The following is a 20,088-nucleotide window of genomic DNA, read 5'->3' as shown; positions in this document are numbered from 1 at the left end:
ATGGCCAAGACGCTGCTCCCGGTCGCCGACCAGGCCCAGGTACGGGCCTACGCCCGGCGGCTGACCCTGAAGTACCCGCGCGAGCTGACCGTGGCGCTGCTGCTGCACGGCCTGGCCGCCGTCGCCGGCCTCGGCGCCCCCTGGCTGCTCGGCGGGCTGGTCCAGGACGTCGAGTCGGGCCTGCCGGTGCGGATCGCGGTGGTGGCGCTGTCCATCGGCGCCTTCTTCGTCGGCCAGGCCGTGCTGGTGCGTTACGCCGCGCTGGCCTCGGCCAAGCTCGGCGAGAAGGTGCTGGCCGAGCTGCGGGAGGAGTTCGTCGAGCGAATCCTCGCGCTGCCGCTGTCCACCGTGGAGCGGGCCGGGTCCGGCGACCTCATCACGCGCACCTCGCGGGACGTCGACTCCCTGTCCCGGACGGTACGGCATGCCGTACCGGAGACGTTGATCTCGCTGGTCACCTTCACCATCAGTGTCGGCGCGCTCGTCCTGGTCGGCCCGCTGCTGGCGGCGCCGATGCTGCTCGCCGCGCCGATCCTGTGGTTCTCCACGCGGTGGTACCTGAAGCGGGCGCGCGACGGCTACCTGCGGGAGAACGCCGCCTACTCGGTGATGACCGAGGGCCTGACCGAGACGGTCGAGGGCGCCCGCGCGGTCGAGGCGCTCGGCCTCCAGGAGCGGCGGCACCGCCGTACCGACGCCGACATCGCCGGCTCGTGGGCGGCCGAGCGGTACACGCTCGGGCTGCGCACGCTCTGGTTCCCGTCGGTGGAGCTCGGCTACGTGATCCCGATCGTGTCCACGCTGCTGGTCGGCGGCCTGCTGTACAGCTCAGACCTCGCCACGATCGCCCAGGTCACCACGGCGATGATCTACGTGCAGCAGCTCATCGACCCGCTCGACCGCTTCCTGATGTGGATCGACGAGCTCCAGGTCGGCGGCGCGGCCATGTCCCGGCTGCTCGGCGTCGCCACCGTCCGCGACGACCGGGTGCCGGGCGACGAGCGGCCGGCCGGTGAGGAACTGGCCGCCGAGCACGTCCGTTACGCCTACCGCGAGGGCCGCGACGTGCTCCATGACGTCTCGCTGCGGATCGCGCCCGGCGAGCGGCTGGCCATGGTCGGCCCGTCCGGCGCGGGCAAGTCGACGCTCGGCCGCCTGCTGGCCGGCATCCACGGCCCGCGCTCGGGCTCGGTCACCGTCGGCGGCGTGCCCCTGGTCGAGCTGCCCCTGGACGAGCTGCGCGGCCACGTCGCGCTGGTCACCCAGGAACACCACCTGTTCAAGGGCACGCTCCGGGAGAACCTGCTCATCGCCGACCCCTCGGCCGACGACGAGCGGATCCTGGCGGCGCTCGGCGCGGTGGACGCGCTCGACTGGGTGCTCGCCCTGCCCGACGGCCTCGACACCGCGGTCGGCTCCGGCGGCACGGACGTCTCGCCCGCGCACGCCCAGCAGCTCGCGCTGGCCCGGCTGGTCCTGGCCGACCCGCACACGCTGGTCCTGGACGAGGCCACCTCGCTCATCGACCCGCGGGCGGCGCGCAACCTGGAGCGGTCCCTGGCGGCGGTGCTGGAGGGGCGCACGGTCATCGCGATCGCGCACCGGCTCTACACCGCGCACGACGCCGACCGGGTGGCCGTGGTGGAGGACGGGCGGATCAGCGAGCTGGGCTCGCACGACGAGCTCGTCGCGGCCGGCGGGCCGTACGCGGCGTTGTGGGAGAGCTGGCACGGCAGCCCGGCGGCGCTCGACCGGGTGAGCCAGTAGTCGCTGCGGCTCGGCCAGCAGTTGCCGGCCGGGCCGTGGTAGCTCGGTCAGTTGCCGGCCGGGCCGCGGTGGCTCGGTCAGTTGCCGGCCGGGCCGCGGTGGCTCACAATCCCCTTCCGGGGGATCAATGGCGAAATTTCACGACCGTACGGCCCGGCTGATCGCGGCGGGCCTGTGCGGGCTCGGCCTCGCGGCGCTGGCTGGCTACCCGCTCGTCCTGTGGACGGCGTCGCAGGTGTCTGTCCTGATGAACCCCAGCGTGCTGCTGTTCGCCCTGATCGCCACGCTGCTCGGAACCGTCGTGGTGGTCCGCCGGCCTCGCCTGGCCGCCGGGTGGCTCCTGCTGGCCGCCGGGGTGTCGTCGGCGGGGCTGGCCTTCGTGATCGTGCTGCAGAACTTCCCGTCCTTCGGGGACGAGCCCGGCGGCTACCACCTGGTCAGGGTCACCCGCGCGTTCTTCCGGCAGGCCGGCCACCTCGCGCTCGTGCTGCTGCCGCTGGTCTACCCGGACCGGCGGCTCGGCGAGCGGGGCTGGCGGTGGCTCTACCTGGGCCTGACCGCCTGGTTCGCGGCCGGCTGGCTGGCCCGGGTCGTGCAACCGGCCGCCTCGCCCTCCGTCCCGGCCAACCCGTGGGGCCTGCCGCAGGCCGAGGCGCTGGCGGCGGGGATGGTCGAGTGGGGTGAGCCGGTCCGGGCCGTCCTGACCTGGGGCGGCGTGGGCCTCCTGCTCCTGCGGTTCCGGCGGGCCGAGCCGGACGGGCGGCGGCAGATCGGCTGGTTCCTGCTCGCCGTACTGATCGAGAACCTGTGCACGGTGGCCTGGGACCTGACTCGCTGGGGCGGCTTCGCCCTCGTGGACGGCGCGCCGGCCATCCCGCTGGCCGTGCTGCTGGCGATCACCCGGTACCGCCTCTACGCGATCGACACCCTGGTCGGCCGGGCGGTCATCGGCGGCGTCCTGGTGGGCGGGGTCGCCGCGACCTACCTCGGCGCCGCGGCGCTGGCCGGGTTCTTCCTGGCCGACCACGGCCGGCTGGTCGGCGTGGTCACGGCCGTCGTGGCGGGCAGCTTCTTCCGTCCGGTCCAGCGGGGCATCCAGCGGCGGCTCGACCGCCTCCTGTACGGCCGCAGCGGCGATCCGCAGACCCACGCGCGGGCCCTGCGGGACCAGATCCAGCATGCCGGTCCGGCCGATGCGCTGGGGGCCGCCGTCGAGGCGGTCATGAACGGCCTGGCGGTCCGCGGCGCCGCGGTCGACCTCGGCGCCGGATCCCCGGCCGCCGGGCCGACCCGGGGCGACCTGGGCGGGACGGCCCGGGAGATCCCGCTGGTCTGGCACGGGCAGCGGGTCGGCACGCTCCTGCTCGGTGCGCCCGGCGTGCGGCGCTTCCCCCGGGCCTACGAGCGGCGCATGCTGGTAGCGCTGGTGCCGATCGTGGCCGACGCCGCGCATGCCGTACGGCTGGCCGAAGACCTGCGCCGCACCCGCGAACGGGCGGCAGGGGTGGCCGAGGAGGAGCGGCGGCGGCTCCACCGTGACCTGCGCGACGGCCTGGGCAGCCGATTGACCGGCATGGCCCTGGCCCTCGACTCGGCGCGGCACTCCCTGGACGGCTCCCCGGACCGCGCGGATCGGTTGCTGGGCGACCTGCGGCTCGGCATGGACGCGGTCACGGAGGAGATCCGCGACCTCGTCCACGGCCTGCGCCCCGGCGACCCGGACTGAATCCGGGATCCCGGTGTGACGAGCACAACAACCTACGGCGACGTAACTTACGCTACCGTAGGTTGTATGACGGTCCTCGAAAAGCCCCGCCTCCGGGGCTGGCTCCACGCCGGCGCGCTGCCCGCCGCGCTGGTGGCCGGGTTCGTCCTGGTCGCCCTCGGCCCGACGGTCGAGGCACGACTGGCCGCGACGGTCTACGCGATCACCTCGGCCCTGCTCTTCGGCGTCTCGGCCACCTATCACCGCGGCAAGCTGTCGCCCCGGGTGGCGGAGGTGCTGCGCCGCTTCGACCACGCGAACATCTACCTGATCATCGCCGGCACCTATACCCCCTTCGCCCTGCTCGCCCTCGACGGCCTGCCCAGGCTGCTGGTGCTCACCGTCATCTGGGTGGGCGCGCTGGCCGGGGTGCTGTTCAAGATCTTCTGGGTGGACGCGCCCCGCTGGCTCTCCACGGCCCTCTACATCGGCCTCGGCTGGGTCGCCGCCTTCGTGCTCCCGCAGCTCATGGACGGGGCCGGGGCGGCCGCGCTGGTCCTCGTCGTCATCGGCGGCCTGCTCTACACCGCCGGTGGCCTGGTGTACGGCTTGCGCCGCCCGGACCCGTCGCCTCGGTGGTTCGGCTTCCACGAGGTCTTCCACGCGCTGACGGTGGCCGCGTATGTCGTGCAGTACGTGGCGATCTCGTTCGTCGTCTACTCGGCCGCCTGACTTCCGGCCGGTCGTTCGGCCATGGTCCAGGGGAAGGGCGCGAGGTCAGGCTCCACCCACCCGCTCCTCGCCCGCGGCGCGGCCAACGTCGTAGAGCGGTAGAACCTCCCCAGCAGCCGCTTGTCCAGCAGTGCGGGGTTCCGGCCCACGAACTCCGCGAACTCCTCGCCCTCGGCGACGTGGTATCCCACCAGCTCCACCCAGGCCCGGCTCATCGTCGCGTGGTACTTCTGCGGCGCGCCCGCGTACCTCGCGGTCTGCCGGATGCCGTCACTCACCAGCCCGACCGCCGCCTCGGTCCCGCACCGCCGTACGGCAAGCCAGGTCAGGTGCACATGCTCCCGATGCCCGAACCGGGCGGCACCCCGCATCACCTCGGCCATCAACTCGTCGAACGCCGTCATCCCGGCCCCCTCCTTCGGTGATCGCCGCCCTCGGCGAGCGCCTGAAGCCCCTCCCGCAACCCGGCGACCGCCTCCTCGGAGAACCCGCCGAGCGCCCGCTCCTCCAACCCGGAGATCGCCCTCCGGATGGTCGCGGCCGCCTCCCGCCCCGCCGCGGTCAGCCTCACCTCGACCGCCCGCCGATCACCGGGACGAGGACCCCGCGCCAGCAGCTCCCGGCGCTCCAGCCGGTCGAGCACGCTGGTGAGCGTCGTCGGCCGAGTGCCCGCCGCCACCCCCAGCTCGCGGATCGTCCGCGCCCGCCCATCGGCCAGGTTCGCCAGCACGTTCATCTCCGACGCACTCAATCCCAGCCCGGCGAGTTCGGCGGCCAGGAGGTGCAGGGTGGCATGAGTCGCCCGTTGCAGTGCCAGCAACGCCGACCAGGTCTCATCTGTCACGATTTCAGATTATCCGAAATCGTAGTATCTCACTACGTGGAACGCTTGGAGAAGAAGACGCAGAACGGATGCCCGGCGGGGTCGGCATACACCCGCAACGGCTCCTCCTCGTCATCCATCCGGTCCAGCAACAGCCGCGCCCCGAGCCCCAGGATCCGTTCGTGCTGCGCCTCCAGTGCCTCCACCGACGGCACGGTCATGTCCAGGTGCAGTTGCTGCGGGATGTCCTGCTCGGGCCACGTCGTCCGTGGCTGCCGATCGACCTGCTGAAAGGCCAGGAGGGACGCGCCCTCAGGCGTCCTCAGCACCAGCCAGGACCGCCCCCGCTCGTCATCGCCCCCCGCCTCCGGCGGCTCATCCCCGGGCCGGTACTCCAGCCCCAGCAACACCCGATAGAACTCCGCCAGGGCCCTGGCATCGGTGCCGTCCAGCACCACCTGGCACAACCTCAGCCCGCCGCTTGAATCAGCCATCCGAACCCCCTTGCCCTCGCCCCGCTCCTGCTCCCGAGGGCCTCAGCTAAACCCGACAGTCCGTTGCCGGTGCCCGCTGGTGAGCGCCTCCAGTTCGGCAACCGCCTGGTCGGTCGCGGCCTCGGCGGCGATCTCACCCGCCAGCCGCCCGGCCTCCCTGCGGTAGGACGGTTCGTTCAGCACCCGATCCACAGCCTGGGCAATCGCCTCGGCCGACGCGTTCTTGCTCACCGTGACCCCAGCACCGGCGAGCTCGACGTGCCGGGCCACCTCCGGCTGATCACGCCCGAGCGGCACGCAGACCAACGGCACCCCCGCGGCCAACGACTTCACAGCCGTCCCATGACCGGCATGCGTGACGGTCACCGCAGCGTGCCGCAACGCCAGACTGTGCGGCGCCCTCGCAACGACCGTCACATTCCCAGGCGCCCGCACCGTAGCCGGATCCACCGCCGGTCCAGTGGTCAACAGCCCCCGCACCGGCAGCGTCCCCAGAGCCTCGGCGATCCGCTCCAGCCGGGCGCGTTGATTCATGTACGACGAGCTCAGGCCCACCAGCACCAGCGGCGCATCCCCCTCGGGCAACTCCAGTTCCCCGGCCCAGGCCGGATCATCCAGCCGCGCCCCCACATGCCGCAGCTGAGCGGGAAACTCCCTGCTCGGGTAGTCGAGCGCCCGCGGAGACAACACCAGCACCCGATCGACCCGCTCGAAGGCGTCGATCACCGACTCCACCGGCACCAGCCCGTGCGCGGTGCGTGCGGCATTGAGCGCCTTCAGCCCCTTCGCCCACGGCTTGGCCATCATCCGCCCCAGCGCCCGATCCCGCAGCCGCCCCACCGCGCCCCGGCCCGGCCGCAACCCCAGCCCGGGCGGCGGCGCCCCCGGCGTGGGCAGCGGATAGATCGTGGTCACCAACGACACCAGCGGAATCCCCGCCGCCTCGCCCCCGGTGAACGCGCCGAGCAGCATGTGCTCGGCCACCAGCACATCCGCCGGCCGGGCCCGCAACTCGGCCAGCGTGTCCCTCGCATAGTCGATCGCAGGACCGCAGACGATCCGATCCCTCAACCGCGCGAACGCACCCAGCGGGGTCCGTGCCTCAAAGTCCTTGATCACATCCTTGGCCGGATCGCTGGCATCCCCCTGCGGCGCGGTAGTCCAGGGAACATGCTCCAGCCCTCCGGCCACCACCTCGTCCCGGAGCGAGGCATCAGCCAGCACCCGAACGGTGTGCCCGCGCTCCCGCAACGCCCGGGCGATCGACAGAACCGGCGGTACGGCTCCGCCTCCGGCCCACGTGGCAAACAGGAAACTCTTCGTCATCAGATCTCTCCGGGGATCTCGGGGCCTCGTGGACCTCGGAAGTCTTTGGGCTGGGAATGCGGGTTGGGGGATCGCGCAGATCTCAGGGGACTTGCGGGTCCGGGGCAGCTTGGCGATCTCGGCGGGGGTCGATCCCGGTCAGCAGATCGCGCATGGCGCGTTCGGCCTCCGCCCGCGACAGCCCGAGATCACGCCGCCACAACTTCCACAGGTACACATCCGTGGCGGCGTAGTGCAGGTTCAGCGCATGCTCCCGTTCGGGACCCGCCTCCGGGAGCCGATCGGCGAAGACCTCCTCCAGCCAGGCCCGATGCTGCCCACGCGCCTGCACAGCCGCCCGCCCCAGAGCGGGCACCCGATCCACCTGTGCCGCCCAGAGCACGTTCGCGTCCCCCTGCCGCTCGTAGTCGGCGAACAGCACCGCCACGATCGCCGCCACGTCACCGACCGGCGCCTGCCGAGCCACCGCCGTCCGCGTCGCCACCCACTCGGCCACCGCGTCGGCCAGCCCGTCCTTCCCGCCGAACCGGTTGACGACCGTCTGGACCGACACCTCCGCCTCGTCGGCGATGTGCTGCAGCGTTACCTCGTCGTACCACCGCTGCGTCCACAACCTGGCAGCCGCCTCCATCACCCGCTCCCGGGTGGCCTCCATCGCCGCAGTCCGCGCACCCATCCGGTACGAACGCCTTTCCATGGAGTGGACGCTATATTCAAATTAATGACCGGTCAAACCAAATCTCCGCAGAGAGCCGCCCCTCGCCCGGTCACCCCGCCCGCCAACCTTCCGGCCCCGAGCCGACACCCTTCGAGCCGGTCAGCCGTCCCGAGTGCTCACCCCGTCCGCCCGTCCCGCGATGCGGTAGTTTCCCCGTCATGAGTGATCTTGGTCCCGTCACCTGGCCACCCGCCCCGATCAGCACCGACCGCCTCCTCCTCCGCGCGCCCGAGGCCCAAGACCGCGCGCCCCTCATCGACCTGTTCACCTCACCCGAGGTCGGCACCTACATCGGCGGCCCCCAACCCCGCGACGAGTTCGAGCGCACCTTCCCCGCCGTCCCCCCTCGCCGCCCAGGCCTGTTCGCAGTCACCCTCAACGGCACGCTCATCGGCATCATCGACGTCAAGCGCCGCCCCGCCGACCGCCCGGGCCACATCCGACCGGACGGCGGCGAGGTCGAGCTCGGCTACCTGTTCCTGCCCCACACCTGGGGCCACGGCTACGCCACCGAAGCCTGCGCCGCCGCCCTCACCTGGATCACCACCGCCCTCCCCGGCGAGCCGGTGGTCCTCTCCACCCAGACCGCCAACGTCCCCTCCATCCGTCTGGCCGCCAAGCTCGGCTTCACCGAGACGGCCCGCTTCGAGGAGTACGGCGCAGAGCAGTGGTTCGCCGTCTGGTGGCCTCCCACCCCGCCCACCTGACCGCCGACCCTTCACCGAGGCCGCGGGCGGTATCCGGGCCGACCTGCGCGGTTCCTTTCCCAGCCAGAGCGCGCCTCATAGGCTTGATCAGGTCGCCAAGGGCGCGGCCGTGAAGGGAACGGGATGGGTCGTTACTCACGAGTCGTGGTCAAGCTCAGTGGCGAAGCACTCGCCGGAGAAGCCGGTTGGGGGACCGACCCGGCAAGCCTCGCCCAACTGGCCGAGGAGATCCTCTCCGTCAGCGACCTGGGCGTAGAGGTCGCGGTGGTCATCGGCGGCGGCAACTACTTCCGCGGCCGGATGGCCGAAGGCTGGGGCATCGGCCGAGCCGAAGCCGACAACATCGGCATGCTCGGCACGGTGATGAACGCGCTGATGCTCCGTGGAGTGCTCACCGCCCGCTCCCAGACAGACGTGCGGGTGATGACGGCCGTGCCCATGCAGAGCGTCGCGGAGCCCTTCATCCGCCTTCGCGCCGACGGGCACCTCCGCCGCGGGCTGATCGTCCTGCTCGCCGGTGGCATCGGCCAGCCGTACGTCACCACGGACTATCCCGCCGTACAACGAGCCCTGGAACTCGAAGCGGACGCCCTACTGGTGGCCAAGCGCGGCGTCGACGGCGTCTACGACAGCGACCCGAACGTGAACCCGACCGCCCAGCGGTACACCCACCTCACCTACCGAGAGGCCCTGGCCGCCGGAGTGAGGGTCATGGACGAGAGCGCCTTCGTCCTCGCCAACGAGCAGGGTCTCCTCATGCACGTGTTCGACGTGGCAGCCAGGGGCGCCATGAAGGCGATCTGCCAGGGCGAGGACATCGGCACCAGGATCACCCGCGATCCGGCCACCCCAGCGGCCTAGCCACCGCGAGCGATCCGCGATCAGGTCCAGGTGCCCACCCGCCCGCTCGATGGGCAGGCCCAGCCCTCTGGGACTCAAGCGAGCCCAAGGCGCTCCCTCGTCCTGATGAAGTCGTCCCACGCCCGGGGAGCGCGAGGGGCCGGGAGGCCCCTCGCACCGGGGGTGTGGGGGACGCCCGGAGGCGGTCCCCCACCAAGCACAGCCCGAGCCGATCGCGCGAAGCGCGCCCCATGAGGCCCATGCGGTCAGAGGGAGAGGGCCTTCTTGAGGAAGTCGACCTGAAGAAGGAGCAGGTTCTCCGCCACGACCTCCTGAGGCGTCATGTGCGTAACCCCGGAAAGCGGCAGCACGCTGTGCGCACGCCCCGCCGACAGCAGGGCGGAGGACAGCCGGAGGGTGTGGGCGGCGACGACGTTGTCGTCGGCCAACCCGTGGACGAGCAGGAGCGGCCGCTCAAGCTTGGGAGCGTCGGCGAAGAGCGAGGACTGGTCGTAGACCTCGGGCTGGACCCGCGGGTCGCCCAGGTACCGCTCGGTGTAGCAGGTGTCGTACAGCCGCCAGTCGGTGACCGGCGCGCCGGCGATGGCGGCGTGGAAGACGTCGGGCCGGCGCATGACGGCCAGGGCCGCGAGGTACCCGCCGAAGGACCAGCCGCGGATGGCGACCCGGGACAGGTCGAGGTCGTCGGGGTACTGGGCGGCCACCCCCTGGAGCGCATCGACCTGGTCGTCGAGGACGGGCCCGGCGAGGTCGTTGAGGACGGCGTGCTCGAAGTCGCGCCCTCGGCCGGGGGTGCCGCGGCCGTCGGCGACGATGACCGCGAAGCCCTGCTCGGCGAACCACTGGCTGGTGAGGTACATGCCGTGCGCGGCCAGCACGCGCTGGGCGTGCGGCCCGCCGTACGGGTCGAGGAGGACGGGCAGCCGCCGGGAGCCGGGCTCGTGCCAGGAGGGGAACAGGACGGCGGTGGCGAGCTCGCGGGTGCCGGAGCGGCCGACGTGGACGCGGAGGTCGAGGCCGGGCCGTTCGGCGTGCGAGGGGATGGGGAGCGCGGTGCCGTCGCGGAGGACGACGGTGCAGGAGACGCCTTCGTTCTCCAGGGTCTGCTCGGTGAGGACGCCGACGCCGCCGGCGAGGCGGCCGGAGTAGACGCCGGAGCGGGTGGAGACGGGCAGGAGGGAGTGGCCGTCCCAGGTCCAGAGCTGGATCTCGGTGGGGTCGCTGCCGCTGGCGCGGAACAGGACGGTGTCGCGGTCGACGTCGAGGACCTCGCGGACGATCAGCGAGGGCGGGGTGACGGGCTTGCCGCCGACGAGGAGCTGGGTGCCGGAGAGCCAGACGAGGCTGCCGTCCTCCAGGTGGGCCGGGACGCCGCGGCCGATCTCGACCCACGCCGGGCTGGTCTCTTCGAGGACGAGCTCGGAGGCGCCGGTGGCCGGGTCGACGGTGAACAGGCGCAGCGACTTCTGGTCGCGGGCGAGGGTGACGATGGACAGCGCGTGGCCGTCCCAGGCCGCGTTGGCGAGGTACTCCTGCTCGTACGGCACGCGGACCCGGCTGCCGTCGAGCCCGATGACGAACAGCTCGACGACCGCGTTGTCCGTCCCGGCCGCCGGGTAGCGCTGCTCGACGGCGGGCCGGTCGGGGTTGGCCGGGTCGGCGATGTGCCAGACCTGGACGGGCGCCTCGTCCACCCGGGCGACCAGGAGCGCGTCTCCGGCGGGCGACCACCAGTAGCCGCGCATCCGGTCCATCTCCTCGGCGGCGATGAACTCGGCCAGGCCGTACGTCACGGTCGGGTACTCGGGCACGGCCAGTGCCCGGTCCTCCAGGGTGGCCAGGTCGTGCAGCCGGAGCGCCCCGCCGGAGACGTAGGCGACGTGCCGCCCGTCGCCCGACAGCCGGGGGTCGATGACGCCGCCGGGCGTTTCGAGCTGGGTGCTCTCGCCGGTGAGCAGGTCGGTGACGTAGAGCTCGCCGGAGAGGGCGAAGGCGGCCTTGCGCACGGCCCGGTCGGCCGAGTAGGCGACCACGCCGCCGGCCTGCTCGCGGCTGCGCTCGCGGCGGGCCTTCTCCTCGGGCGGGAGGTTCTCCTCCGAGGGGCCGCCGAGGGTGCGGGGGTCGACGACCAGGCGTTCGAGGCCGCCGGCGGTGTCGAGTTCCCACAGGCAGGTCACCGGGTCGGTGCCGGTGCGGGTGCGGAGGAAGACCACGCGGCCGCCGTCGGGCGCGATGGTGAAGCTCCGGGGCACTCCGAGGGTGAACCGGCGGGTCCGGGCATGCAGGCGCGGGAAGCTCTCACTCATGGGGACAATCCTGCCAGTTCCGCAGGCCAGCTACCCTCGGAGGCATGAGTGATCGACGCTTGCTGCTCGTGCACGCGCATCCCGACGACGAGACGATCGGCACCGGCGCGACGATGGCGAAGTACGCCGCGGAGGGCGCCCACGTCACCCTGGTGACCTGCACGCTGGGGGAGGAGGGCGAGGTGATCCCGCCGGAGCTGGCGCATCTGGCGGCCGACCGCGACGACACCCTGGGCGAGTACCGGATCGGCGAGCTGGCCGCCGCCTGCGAGGCGCTCGGCGTCGAGGACCACCGCTTCCTGGGGGAGCCCGGCCGCTGGCGCGACTCGGGCATGATGGGCGTGGCCTCGAACGACCGGCCGCAGGCGTTCTGGCAGGCCGATCTCGACGAGGCGGCGGGCGAGCTGGTGAAGGTCATCCGCGAGGTGCGCCCGCAGGTGCTGGTCACCTATGACGAGAACGGCTTCTACGGCCATCCCGACCACATCCAGGCGCACCGGGTGGCGTGGCGGGCCACCGAGCTGGCCGCCGATCCGGGCTTCGGCACGGGGGAGCCGTGGCAGATCGCCAAGTTCTACTTCACCGCGGTGCCGAGGTCGGTCATGCGCCGCCAGGCCGAGGCGATGCGGCAGTCGGGCGTCGAGTTCGTCGTCGAGGACGTGGACGACATGCCGTTCGGCTGCTCGGACGAGGTCGTCACGACCGAGGTGGACGCCCGGCCGTACGTCAAGCGCAAGCTCGACGCGATGCGCGCGCACCGCACCCAGATCAGCGTGGACGACCCGTGGTTCGCGCTGTCGAACAACATCGGCCAGGAGGCGCAGGGCGTCGAGCACTTCATCCTCAAGCGGGGCGTGCCGGGGCCGGCCGTCCGGGGGGTGCCGGTCGAGGCCGGCGGGCTCGGCGAGCCGCGCGAGAATGATCTTTTCGCTGGTCTTCCCCACTAAGCTCATCAGGCATGGAGTCCGCGCTGGCCGGAATGGCGTACGGCATGTTGTCGGTGCTCGGCGTCGTCGTCGGGGTGGTCGGCGCGTTCAACCAGGCGTGGCCGCTGGGCGGGTTGCCGGCGGCCGCGGTCGCCTGGGTCCTCACGATCTTCGTGGTCTGCCTGGCGGCGGGCCGGATGATGCGCTCGCGGCTGGGCGCCGCCGCGGTGGCGGCCGGCTGGCTGCTGACCTCGATGCTCTTCGTGGCCCAGCCGGCCGCGGGCGACTACGTCTTCTTCGGTGAGGCGGGCACGGTCTACCTGTACGGCGGGATGGCCGCGGTGGCCGCGGCCTTCCTGTTCGCGCCCGCCTCGAAGGCGATGGTCACTGGCCAGGGGCCGGGGTCAGTTCCGGGATCGACGGCGTCGGAGCCGGAGCCAGACCCTGCGGATCGGCCGCGGCCTGGGGAGCGGGAGCCACGCGAACCACGCCCTTGAGCGCGCCGTTGGCCGCGCACGGGTCGGGCGAGGGGCTGGGCACGGCGAGGGTGATCTTGCCGTCACCGCAGAAGACCAGGCGCTGGGAGGCGGTGGGCGCGGGCAGCGGGCTGGTCAGGCAGACGAAGTAGGTGCAGACGTCGGCCGGTGGCGCGGTGACCTCGGGGTCGGTGGTCGGGCTCGCGCAGTAGTGGTAGCGGAACGGGTTCCATGGCGCGTCGCAGCCCTTGTTCGGGGCGGGCGCGGCGGTCACGGTGATGGTGGTCGCGGGCGCGGTGACGGTGACCGTGGGGGTCGCGGTCACGGTGGCGGTCGCGGTGAACGTCACGGTGGCGGTGACCGAGATCGTCGTGGTCGGCCCCGGGACCGACTGGGTGACCGTCGGGCCGGTGGTCACCGTGGCCGTCGTGGTGGCGGTGGGCGCCACCGTGACCGTGGCGGTCGGCGCGACGGTGACGGTCTTGGTCGGCCAGGGCAGCACCTTGACCGAGATGACGGGCTTGCCACTGAGCCGGTAGGAGCCCTTGCCGAGCTTCGTGGTCTTCTTCCCGGCGCCGGTGGTCACCGCGAACTCGCTGGTGACGGTCCGGCACGACTTGCCCTTGCAGACCTTCTGCCGCACGGTGAACCGGCCGGCCGCGCCGTACCGGATGGAGGCCTCCAGGTAGGAGACGCCCTTCCGCTTCACGACCTTGGTGACCGCGGTGTACTTCGCGGTGGTGGCCGTCGGGGTGGGGGTGGGCGTGCTCACGACCGGCCGGTACGGCGCGCGGGACGTTTCCAGGGGCGGCGTGCCGTACTCGTGGCCGACGGTCTGGGTGCTCGTGACGACCAGCCCGCCTACGGTGGCGAGTGCCATCAGGCCGACCAGTGCGGCGAGGATGAGGAATCTCATGATCCTGCTCTGAGGGGGATTGTCAGGACGGGAGTCATTATCCCGTCATGCCCCCTTCGGTCAATACTGGAGGCGTGCAGAGGCGCTACCGGATCCGGCGTGTCGTCAACTTCGTCAACCTCTCCACCCCGCTCGGCCTGCTGATCGCCGCGGTCGGCGGGGCCAGGCCGACGCCCGGCCCGGACGGGCTCATCCTGGCGTACGGCTACCGCTTCAGATTCCCGATCGCGGGCGCGTTCACCGTAGGGAACGTGGTGCTGACCAGGCGCACCGAACTCGACCTGCGGCTGATCGGGCACGAGGCCCGGCACGCCAGCCAGTGGGCGTGCTGCGCCGGGCTGCCGATGCTGCCGCTGTACCTGCTGGCCATGGCCGCCTCGATGGCGGTCTGCGGCGACCAGGCCTCCTACAACCCGTTCGAGCGGCTGGCCGGGCTCGACGAGGGCGGCTACGAGCGGCGGCAGCCGTGGTGGCGCCGCCGCCCGGCGGCCTAGGGGACGAGCCGGAGGGTGTGCGTCGCGGCGGCGCGCACCTTGTCGGGGCTGGCGAGCATGGGCAGCGTCTCGCCGCGCGCCCACAGCGGCGCCTGGTCCCAGTAGTTGGGGTGGTAGGCGTGCCCGGAGTTGCCGGTCAGGTTGATCCACCGGGAGTTGTCCAGGTCGGCCAGGTCGACCACCATCCGCATGGAGGCGACCGAGGTGACCTCGTAGCCCTGCTGCACGTTCCAGCCGTTGGCGTTGACCGCGTCCTTGCCGCCGGGGGCGCCGAACGGGCCCCGGTTGAAGATCGCCTCGATGGGGGCGATGCCCGAGGTGCCGAGCGACTGGTTGGTCAGCGTGAGGGTGTGCAGGTCGCCCCAGGTGGCGTCCGGGCCGATCTCCTCGTGCGCGTCGACCATGGCCTGGCGCAGGATGTCGGCCTTCTTCTCGGTGTAGGAGGTGGTGGTGTCGTCCCAGAAGGCGTCGTCGGGCCGCTCCAGCAGGGCGCGCACCACCTCGTACCAGCGGTCGCCGCCGGTGGGGCGGGCCGCCTCGGGCAGGTCGTCGTCGAAGGCCAGGCGGAGCAGGTGCCGCCAGACGGCGTTGAAGTAGGCGGCGGGCTTGGAGTCGAGGCTCTGCGTGCCGTCCCAGTCCTTGAGCTGCTCGCGGGCCTGGACGGCGGGTCCGGCCAGCTCGACCTCGGTCAGGTGCGGGATCAGCGTCGAGGCGAACTCGTTGCGGGTGTCGTTCTGGAGCGCGCCCATGGTCTCGGGGCTGATCTTGCCCTTGCCGAGCTCCTGCTCCAGGAGCTCGCGGATGCGCTGGGAGCGGTAGCCGTACGACCAGTCCTTGGTCAGCAGCGGGCCGTACCGGCTGGGGTCGATGACCGCGTTGTTGGCGGTGACGATGAAGCCCGCGGCCGGGTCGGTGAGCGTGGGCAACTGGTCGAAGGGGAGCGGCTCGGGCTTCCAGTCGTACTCGCCGGTCCAGCCGGGCACGGGCGCGGTGCCGTCGCCCTTGAGCCGGACCGGGATGCGGCCCGGCGACTGGTAGCCGATCTGGCCGTCCACGTCGGCGTAGATCAGGTTCTGGGAGGGCACGTCGAACAGCGCGGCGGCGGCGCGGAACTCGTGCCAGTTGCCCGCCTCGTTCATCGCGAAGATCGCGTCGGCGCTGGAGCCGGGGATGAGCGCGGTCCACTGCAGCGCGACCGCGTTGGCGCCCTGCGCGGCCTCGATGCCCATGACCTCGCCGACCAGCGGCCCGTGCACGGTGCTGCGCACCTCCAGCCGGACCGGCTCGCCCCCGGCGACTTTGATCGTCTCGGTGCGGGTCTCCAGCTTGCGGGTGGCGTCCTTGTGCAGGTAGGTGTCGCCTTCGACCTTCTCCAGGAACAGGTCGGCGACGTCGGGCCCGAGGTTGGTGAACCCCCAGGCGATGCGGTCATTGTGCCCGATGATCACGCCGGGCAGGCCGGAGAAGGTGAACCCGGTCACGTCGTAGGTGCAGTTCTCGGACTTCGCGCGGCAGTGCAGCCCCGCCTGATACCAGACGCTCGGCATCTGGGCCGACAGGTGCGGGTCGTTGGCCAGGATCGGCTTGCCGGTGGTGGTGTGCTCGCCCGACACCACCCACGAATTGGAGCCGATGCCGTCCCGGTCGGCGGTGCTCAGCAGGCTCGGCACCTTCGACAGCAGCTCGGCCGCCGAGGTGATCGCCTTGTCGCCGCCCTGCTCGGGCGCGGCCTGCGGGTCGAAGCGCCCGTTGGTGAGCGCGCCCTGCCCGACGATCGGCGCGTGCCGGTCGAAGGGGTAGCCGGGGAAGAGCTGCGCCACCCGCTCGGCCGGGAGCTTGGTGGCGGCCAGCGCGCGGTCGATCTCGGTCTCCATGTTGGAGCGCAGGTCCCAGGCCATGGCCTTGAGCCAGGCGACGGAGTCCTCGATCTTCCATTCCTCTGGCCGGTAGTCGCCGTTGGTCAGCTTGAGCACCGAGTACTCGAAGCTGCGCGCCGAGGCGTCCTCGTTCCGCTTCAGCCAGGCGTTGACGCCCTTGGCGTAGGACTCCAGGTAGCGCCGGGTGGACTCCTTGAGCTCCGGCACCTCCTGCTCGGCGACGCGCCGCCAGCCCATGGTGCGGATCGCCTTGTCCTGCTCCAGGGTGGCCGGGCCGAACATCTCCGACAGCCGGCCGGAGGTCACGTGCCGGCGGAAGTCCATCTCCCAGAAGCGGTCCTGGGCGTGCACGAAGCCCTGCGCCAGGAAGAGGTCCTCGGCGGTGTCGGCGTAGATGTGCGGCACGCCCGACTTGTCGCGGTAGACGTCCACCTTGCCGGTGAGGCCGGGGAGGGAGAGCGTGCCCTCGAACTCCGGGAAGGACTGGCGCACGGTCCAGGTGACCACACCGGCCAGCACCAGCGCGAGCACCACCAGGACGGTCAGGACGCGCGCCAGCCACCGCACCGGCCACGGCATCCACGCGTACGGCCTAACCCTCACGAAAACCTCCCTTGACCTGCGTTTCACCAAGTGTGGCAGGCCGAAGGTACTGCTTGGTACGGGGCCGGGCTCAGCGCCAGACCTGGCCCTCCGGGGTGTCGGCCACGTGCACGCCGAGCTCCGCGAGCTCCTCGCGCAACCGGTCCGCGGCGGCCCAGTCCCGGCCCTCTCGGGCGCGTTCGCGGGCGGCCAGGAGCTCGGCGCCGCCGGGCGGGAGCGAGCGCACCTTGCCGATCTCGGTGGACAGGTCGAGGCCGAGCAGGTGGTCGAGCTGGAGGAAGGTCTCGAACTTGGCGCCGGGGGAGACCGCGTCGGCCTTCTCCAGCTCGCGCAGCACCCGCAGGGCGGCCGGGGTGTCGAGGTCGTCCTCGAAGGCGGCCTCCGCCTGCCGTACGGACTCGGTGTGCAGGGGCGCGGAGGGCGACTCGGCCCACTCGGCCACCCGCGCCCGCCAGCGGCGCAGCGTGCGGTCGGCGGCGCGCAGGGTGTCCCAGGTGAGGTTCATCTGCTGCCGGTAGCGGTGCTCCAGGAAGGCCAGCCGTACGGCCAGCGGATCGAGCCCGGCCTCGGCCACGTCGGACAGCAGCACGACGTTGCCGGTGGACTTGGCCATCTTGCGCCCGTCGAACAGCAGGTGCTCGCCGTGCACCCAGTGCCGCACGACCTCCTTGCCCGCGGCGCTGTCGGACTGTGCGCGCTCGTCCTCGTGGTGCGGGAAGCGCAGGTCGATGCCCCCGGTGTGCAGGTCGATGTGGTCGCCCAGGAACTCCAGCGACATGGCCGAGCACTCGATGTGCCAGCCGGGGAAGCCGGTGCCGCCCCACGGCGTCTCCCACACCAGCTCGCGGTGCGAGTGCTTCCACAGCGCCCAGTCGGCGTGGAAGCGCTTGCGGGGGTCGACGCCCTCCACGCGGTGGCCGGGCTGGAGCGCGTCGAGCCGGTTGCCGGAGATCTCGCCGTAGCCGGGGAAGGTCTCGGCGGCGAAGAACACCGAGCCGTCCGGCACCGCGTAGGCGTGGCCCTTCTCCATCAGCTTGACGATCAGCTCGATCATCAGCTCGATGGTCTCGGTGGCGCGCGGCGTGTGGTCCGGCGGGCGCAGGTTGAGCGCGGCGGTGTCGCGGCGGAAGGCGTCCTCGTAGAAGCGGGCGATCTCCATGCTGGAGCGGCCCTCGGCCCTGGCCTGCGCGGCGACCTTGTCCTCGCCGATCTCCGCGTCGTCGACCAGGTGGCCCACGTCGGTGATGTTCTGGCAGACCTCGACCCGCGCCCGGCGGCGTTCGAGCACCCGCCGGATCAGGTCGGACAGCAGGTAGGAGCGGAGATTGCCGACGTGCGCGTAGCGGTAGACCGTGGGGCCGCAGGTGTACATGCGCACCACGCGGCCCCCGGGGACCTCCTGGACCTGCCGAGCGCGAGTGTCGTAGATCCGCAACATGCCTTCGAGACTATGCGGGGATCATTCGCCGAGGAAACCCAGGATGTCCCGGTCGCCGCGCTCGCGCAGCCGCGCGACCACCTCCTCGCGCCCGGTGACCTCGGGAAGCCCGATGCGCGAGCCGATCAGCCGCATGGCCTCCGCCTCCGACTGCACCGGCGCGGTGTAGCCGATCAGATGCAGCGCCCGGTTGAGCGGCGGCAGCCCGGGCGGGGCGGCCGGCAGGAACCGGGTCAGCAGCTCGCCGCCGTCGGAGACGGTCAGGAAGACGTGGTCGCCGTCGGCCGCCTTGAACTCCGCCAGCACGTTCCTGATCGAGCCCATCGTCGGCTGGTTGTGCCAGGAGATCACCACGTCGCCGGAGGGCGCCGAGGCGGTCAGCGACCCGCCCGGCGCCATCCCCAGGTAGGCGGCGAAGCCGGTGGGCAGCGGCGAGCCGGAGCCGCGCAGGTGCTCGGAGTTGATGTCCACCCGGTGCCACCAGCGTCCGTCGCGGGAGCGGAAGCTCCGCCGCGTCTCGGAGACGTCCTTGCGTGGCTGGTACGGCTCCGCCGCCTCGCCCGAGGGCGAGGTGCCGGCCACCCGCACCCAGCCGCGCTGCGTGCGCTCGAAGCCCGGCCCGCCCGCGTAGGCGCGCACCGAGCTCTCGCTGACGTCGTAGCGTCCGGTCAGGTTGGTGACGATGGTGCTGATCGACGCCTCGCCGCCGGCCCGCTCGATCTCGCGGGCGATCATCTCCCTGATGCCGAGGTACTCGTCGCCGCCCCACCGGGTCAGCCCGTACTTGTTCCGGTCCACCCGCAGGAAGCGGTCGTCGGCGGTGAGCTGGTTGCGGATGCCGACCAGCGAGTAGTCCTCGCCGATGCGCTCCTGGATCTCCTCGGGCGACAGCGGGTCGCCGGAGACCGCCAGCACCGCCTCGGCCTTCTCGTTGATCGAGCGCGGCCACGGCACCACGTGCTCCTCGAAGACCCGCAGGTGCGGGACGGCGAGGATCCACCGTTCCGCCACGTCCTCGCGGATGCCGAGCTGGGCCACCACGCCGACCGCCTCGGAGATCGGCCGCGGCCCGTCGGCGAACAGTTGCCGGGTCTTCTCCCGCAGCTCGTCCGCGCCGCCCGCGACCAGCCAGCCGTCGGCCTGCTCGTAGCCGGTCAGCAGGGTCCGCACGAAGCGCCAGGCCGGGATGCCCAGCGTGCTCAGGTCCTCGCGGTGCCACGGCACCGCCGCGGCCAGATCGTCGGCCGGTACGGCGGAGCCGAGCCGCCCTCGCAGCCAGGTCACGTGCGCCACCAGCGGCACGGCCTCCGGCGAGGCCAGCCAGCTCTCCACATGGTCGCGCAGGTCGCGCTCGATCTGCCGGATGCGCTCGCGGGTGACGTTGAAGCGCTGGGCCAGCTCGTCCAGCGTGACGCGGGAGGCGGCGTAGAGCCGGTCGCGGGCGATGGCCCGCTGCCGCTCGTCGAGGTCGGTGAAGACCTCGTCCACCAGCTCGGGCAGCGGCCGGTCGGGCCGGGCGGCCCTGACCTGCGCGGCCTGCGACGGCGGTTCGAGCAGCCGCTCGAAGACGTCGAGGAAGAGCTTCTGGACCACGTCGCGGCCGAGCGACTCGGGCGTGCGCTCGCTCTCGGCGGGGTCGGACAGCCGCAGCAGCGGCAGGATGTCGCCGATCTGCAGGTGTCCCCAGCAGGCCACTGCCAGGTCGGCCAGGTGGTCGGCCACCGCCTGCGTGCCGATGAGGGCGCACGCGCGGTCGAAGGGGACCGCCTGCCACCACGCATCGGGCAGGTCGGCGTCTTCCGCGATCGGCGCGATCTGACCGGGGGAGGTCCAGCGCACCGGCGGCGCGAGGTCGCTCAGGCTGAGATTCATCGGGGTCCAACCGGCAAAGGAGAGATATCCGCAGTTCAGGGTATGTG

At 72.1% G+C, this 20,088-nt stretch carries 18 protein-coding genes; 8 read left to right on the top strand and 10 right to left on the bottom strand.

Translation table 11 applies throughout. The features are described 5' to 3' along the window. The 3 genes from ACIBG7_RS39525 to ACIBG7_RS39515 all read left to right on the top strand — a co-directional run bounded on the left by ACIBG7_RS39525 (position 1) and on the right by ACIBG7_RS39515 (position 4,204). Entirely contained in the window at positions 1-1,767 is a 1,767-nt protein-coding gene (locus ACIBG7_RS39525; RefSeq protein ID WP_357930730.1) for an ABC transporter ATP-binding protein, read from the top strand. A 127-nt stretch (positions 1,768-1,894) separates the two neighbouring features. After that, complete coding sequence (locus ACIBG7_RS39520; RefSeq protein ID WP_397339576.1) at positions 1,895-3,493, top strand: histidine kinase; 1,599 nt, start codon at positions 1,895-1,897, stop codon at positions 3,491-3,493. 66 nt (positions 3,494-3,559) lie between these two features. Continuing rightward, on the top strand, positions 3,560-4,204 hold the full coding sequence (locus ACIBG7_RS39515) for a hemolysin III family protein (protein WP_357930725.1): 645 nt from the start codon (positions 3,560-3,562) through the stop codon (positions 4,202-4,204). On the opposite strand, the gene ACIBG7_RS39510 is transcribed toward ACIBG7_RS39515, so the two are convergent. The 5 genes from ACIBG7_RS39510 to ACIBG7_RS39490 form a co-directional block, all read right to left on the bottom strand. Next, positions 4,189-4,608: a hypothetical protein gene (locus tag ACIBG7_RS39510; protein WP_357930722.1), complete on the bottom strand. Its 420-nt coding sequence runs from the start codon at positions 4,606-4,608 to the stop codon at positions 4,189-4,191. The genes ACIBG7_RS39515 and ACIBG7_RS39510 overlap by 16 nt on opposite strands. Beyond that, positions 4,605-5,048 (bottom strand): MarR family transcriptional regulator, encoded by a 444-nt coding sequence (locus ACIBG7_RS39505; protein WP_357930720.1) that lies wholly within the window; start codon positions 5,046-5,048, stop codon positions 4,605-4,607. The genes ACIBG7_RS39510 and ACIBG7_RS39505 overlap by 4 nt, the downstream gene beginning before the upstream one ends. A gap of 32 nt (positions 5,049-5,080) precedes the next feature. Further along, the gene (locus tag ACIBG7_RS39500; protein ID WP_357930718.1) at positions 5,081-5,521 is read right to left on the bottom strand and encodes a VOC family protein; all 441 of its coding nucleotides are present in this window, start codon (positions 5,519-5,521) and stop codon (positions 5,081-5,083) included. Positions 5,522-5,563: 42 nt separating this feature from the next. After that, positions 5,564-6,847, bottom strand: a complete 1,284-nt coding sequence (locus ACIBG7_RS39495; RefSeq protein WP_397339575.1) for a glycosyltransferase — start codon at positions 6,845-6,847, stop codon at positions 5,564-5,566. An 82-nt stretch (positions 6,848-6,929) separates the two neighbouring features. Further along, the gene (locus tag ACIBG7_RS39490; protein WP_397339574.1) at positions 6,930-7,544 is read right to left on the bottom strand and encodes a TetR/AcrR family transcriptional regulator; all 615 of its coding nucleotides are present in this window, start codon (positions 7,542-7,544) and stop codon (positions 6,930-6,932) included. 179 nt (positions 7,545-7,723) lie between these two features. Between ACIBG7_RS39490 and ACIBG7_RS39485 the strand changes: the two genes are divergently transcribed. Next, a complete protein-coding gene (locus ACIBG7_RS39485) occupies positions 7,724-8,272 on the top strand; it encodes a GNAT family N-acetyltransferase (RefSeq protein WP_397339573.1) in 549 nt (182 codons plus the stop codon). A gap of 144 nt (positions 8,273-8,416) precedes the next feature. Next, complete coding sequence (gene pyrH, locus ACIBG7_RS39480; RefSeq protein WP_357930709.1) at positions 8,417-9,133, top strand: UMP kinase; 717 nt, start codon at positions 8,417-8,419, stop codon at positions 9,131-9,133. Positions 9,134-9,378: 245 nt separating this feature from the next. Here pyrH and ACIBG7_RS39475 read toward each other — a convergent pair whose 3' ends face one another. Further along, positions 9,379-11,439, bottom strand: a complete 2,061-nt coding sequence (locus ACIBG7_RS39475) for a prolyl oligopeptidase family serine peptidase (protein WP_357930707.1) — start codon at positions 11,437-11,439, stop codon at positions 9,379-9,381. Between the two features lie 44 nt (positions 11,440-11,483). On the opposite strand from ACIBG7_RS39475, the gene mshB reads away from it, so the two are divergent. Next, positions 11,484-12,386, top strand: coding sequence for an N-acetyl-1-D-myo-inositol-2-amino-2-deoxy-alpha-D-glucopyranoside deacetylase (gene mshB, locus ACIBG7_RS39470; protein WP_357930704.1), 903 nt, complete (start codon positions 11,484-11,486; stop codon positions 12,384-12,386). 11 nt (positions 12,387-12,397) lie between these two features. Further along, entirely contained in the window at positions 12,398-12,862 is a 465-nt protein-coding gene (locus tag ACIBG7_RS39465; protein ID WP_397339572.1) for a DUF6113 family protein, read from the top strand. Here ACIBG7_RS39465 and ACIBG7_RS39460 read toward each other — a convergent pair. Continuing rightward, on the bottom strand, positions 12,750-13,757 hold the full coding sequence (locus ACIBG7_RS39460) for a hypothetical protein (protein ID WP_397339570.1): 1,008 nt from the start codon (positions 13,755-13,757) through the stop codon (positions 12,750-12,752). The genes ACIBG7_RS39465 and ACIBG7_RS39460 overlap by 113 nt on opposite strands. A 74-nt stretch (positions 13,758-13,831) precedes the next feature. Between ACIBG7_RS39460 and ACIBG7_RS39455 the strand changes: the two genes are divergently transcribed. Then, entirely contained in the window at positions 13,832-14,251 is a 420-nt protein-coding gene (locus ACIBG7_RS39455) for a hypothetical protein (protein ID WP_357930697.1), read from the top strand. Here the strand turns inward: ACIBG7_RS39455 and ACIBG7_RS39450 are convergent. The 3 genes from ACIBG7_RS39450 to ACIBG7_RS39440 all read right to left on the bottom strand — a co-directional run bounded on the left by ACIBG7_RS39450 (position 14,248) and on the right by ACIBG7_RS39440 (position 20,041). Next, on the bottom strand, positions 14,248-16,707 hold the full coding sequence (locus ACIBG7_RS39450; RefSeq protein ID WP_397339622.1) for a penicillin acylase family protein: 2,460 nt from the start codon (positions 16,705-16,707) through the stop codon (positions 14,248-14,250). The two genes, ACIBG7_RS39455 and ACIBG7_RS39450, sit on opposite strands and share 4 nt — an antisense overlap. A gap of 94 nt (positions 16,708-16,801) precedes the next feature. After that, complete coding sequence (gene cysS / locus ACIBG7_RS39445; RefSeq protein WP_397339569.1) at positions 16,802-18,169, bottom strand: cysteine--tRNA ligase; 1,368 nt, start codon at positions 18,167-18,169, stop codon at positions 16,802-16,804. Between the two features lie 21 nt (positions 18,170-18,190). Next, entirely contained in the window at positions 18,191-20,041 is a 1,851-nt protein-coding gene (locus ACIBG7_RS39440; protein WP_397339568.1) for a sigma factor-like helix-turn-helix DNA-binding protein, read from the bottom strand. Positions 20,042-20,088: the final 47 nt, after the last annotated feature.

The sequence above is a fragment of the Nonomuraea sp. NPDC050328 genome (assembly GCF_044459405.1).
Lineage (GTDB): Bacteria > Actinomycetota > Actinomycetes > Streptosporangiales > Streptosporangiaceae > Nonomuraea.
This window is presented reverse-complemented; position numbering and strand designations above follow the sequence as displayed.

Bases quoted from the DNA above. Each gene is read 5' to 3' on its own strand.
- ACIBG7_RS39525 (WP_357930730.1), top strand. From the start codon at position 1: ATGGCCAAGACGCTGCTCCCGGTCGCCGACCAGGCCCAGGTACGGGCC.
- ACIBG7_RS39520 (WP_397339576.1), top strand. From the start codon at position 1,895: ATGGCGAAATTTCACGACCGTACGGCCCGGCTGATCGCGGCGGGCCTG.
- ACIBG7_RS39515 (WP_357930725.1), top strand. From the start codon at position 3,560: ATGACGGTCCTCGAAAAGCCCCGCCTCCGGGGCTGGCTCCACGCCGGC.
- ACIBG7_RS39510 (WP_357930722.1), bottom strand. From the start codon at position 4,608: ATGACGGCGTTCGACGAGTTGATGGCCGAGGTGATGCGGGGTGCCGCC.
- ACIBG7_RS39500 (WP_357930718.1), bottom strand. From the start codon at position 5,521: ATGGCTGATTCAAGCGGCGGGCTGAGGTTGTGCCAGGTGGTGCTGGAC.
- ACIBG7_RS39495 (WP_397339575.1), bottom strand. From the start codon at position 6,847: ATGACGAAGAGTTTCCTGTTTGCCACGTGGGCCGGAGGCGGAGCCGTA.
- ACIBG7_RS39490 (WP_397339574.1), bottom strand. From the start codon at position 7,544: ATGGAAAGGCGTTCGTACCGGATGGGTGCGCGGACTGCGGCGATGGAG.
- ACIBG7_RS39485 (WP_397339573.1), top strand. From the start codon at position 7,724: ATGAGTGATCTTGGTCCCGTCACCTGGCCACCCGCCCCGATCAGCACC.
- ACIBG7_RS39475 (WP_357930707.1), bottom strand. From the start codon at position 11,439: ATGAGTGAGAGCTTCCCGCGCCTGCATGCCCGGACCCGCCGGTTCACC.
- mshB (WP_357930704.1), top strand. From the start codon at position 11,484: ATGAGTGATCGACGCTTGCTGCTCGTGCACGCGCATCCCGACGACGAG.
- ACIBG7_RS39465 (WP_397339572.1), top strand. From the start codon at position 12,398: ATGGAGTCCGCGCTGGCCGGAATGGCGTACGGCATGTTGTCGGTGCTC.
- ACIBG7_RS39460 (WP_397339570.1), bottom strand. From the start codon at position 13,757: ATGAGATTCCTCATCCTCGCCGCACTGGTCGGCCTGATGGCACTCGCC.
- ACIBG7_RS39450 (WP_397339622.1), bottom strand. From the start codon at position 16,707: ATGCCGTGGCCGGTGCGGTGGCTGGCGCGCGTCCTGACCGTCCTGGTG.
- cysS (WP_397339569.1), bottom strand. From the start codon at position 18,169: ATGTTGCGGATCTACGACACTCGCGCTCGGCAGGTCCAGGAGGTCCCC.
- ACIBG7_RS39440 (WP_397339568.1), bottom strand. From the start codon at position 20,041: ATGAATCTCAGCCTGAGCGACCTCGCGCCGCCGGTGCGCTGGACCTCC.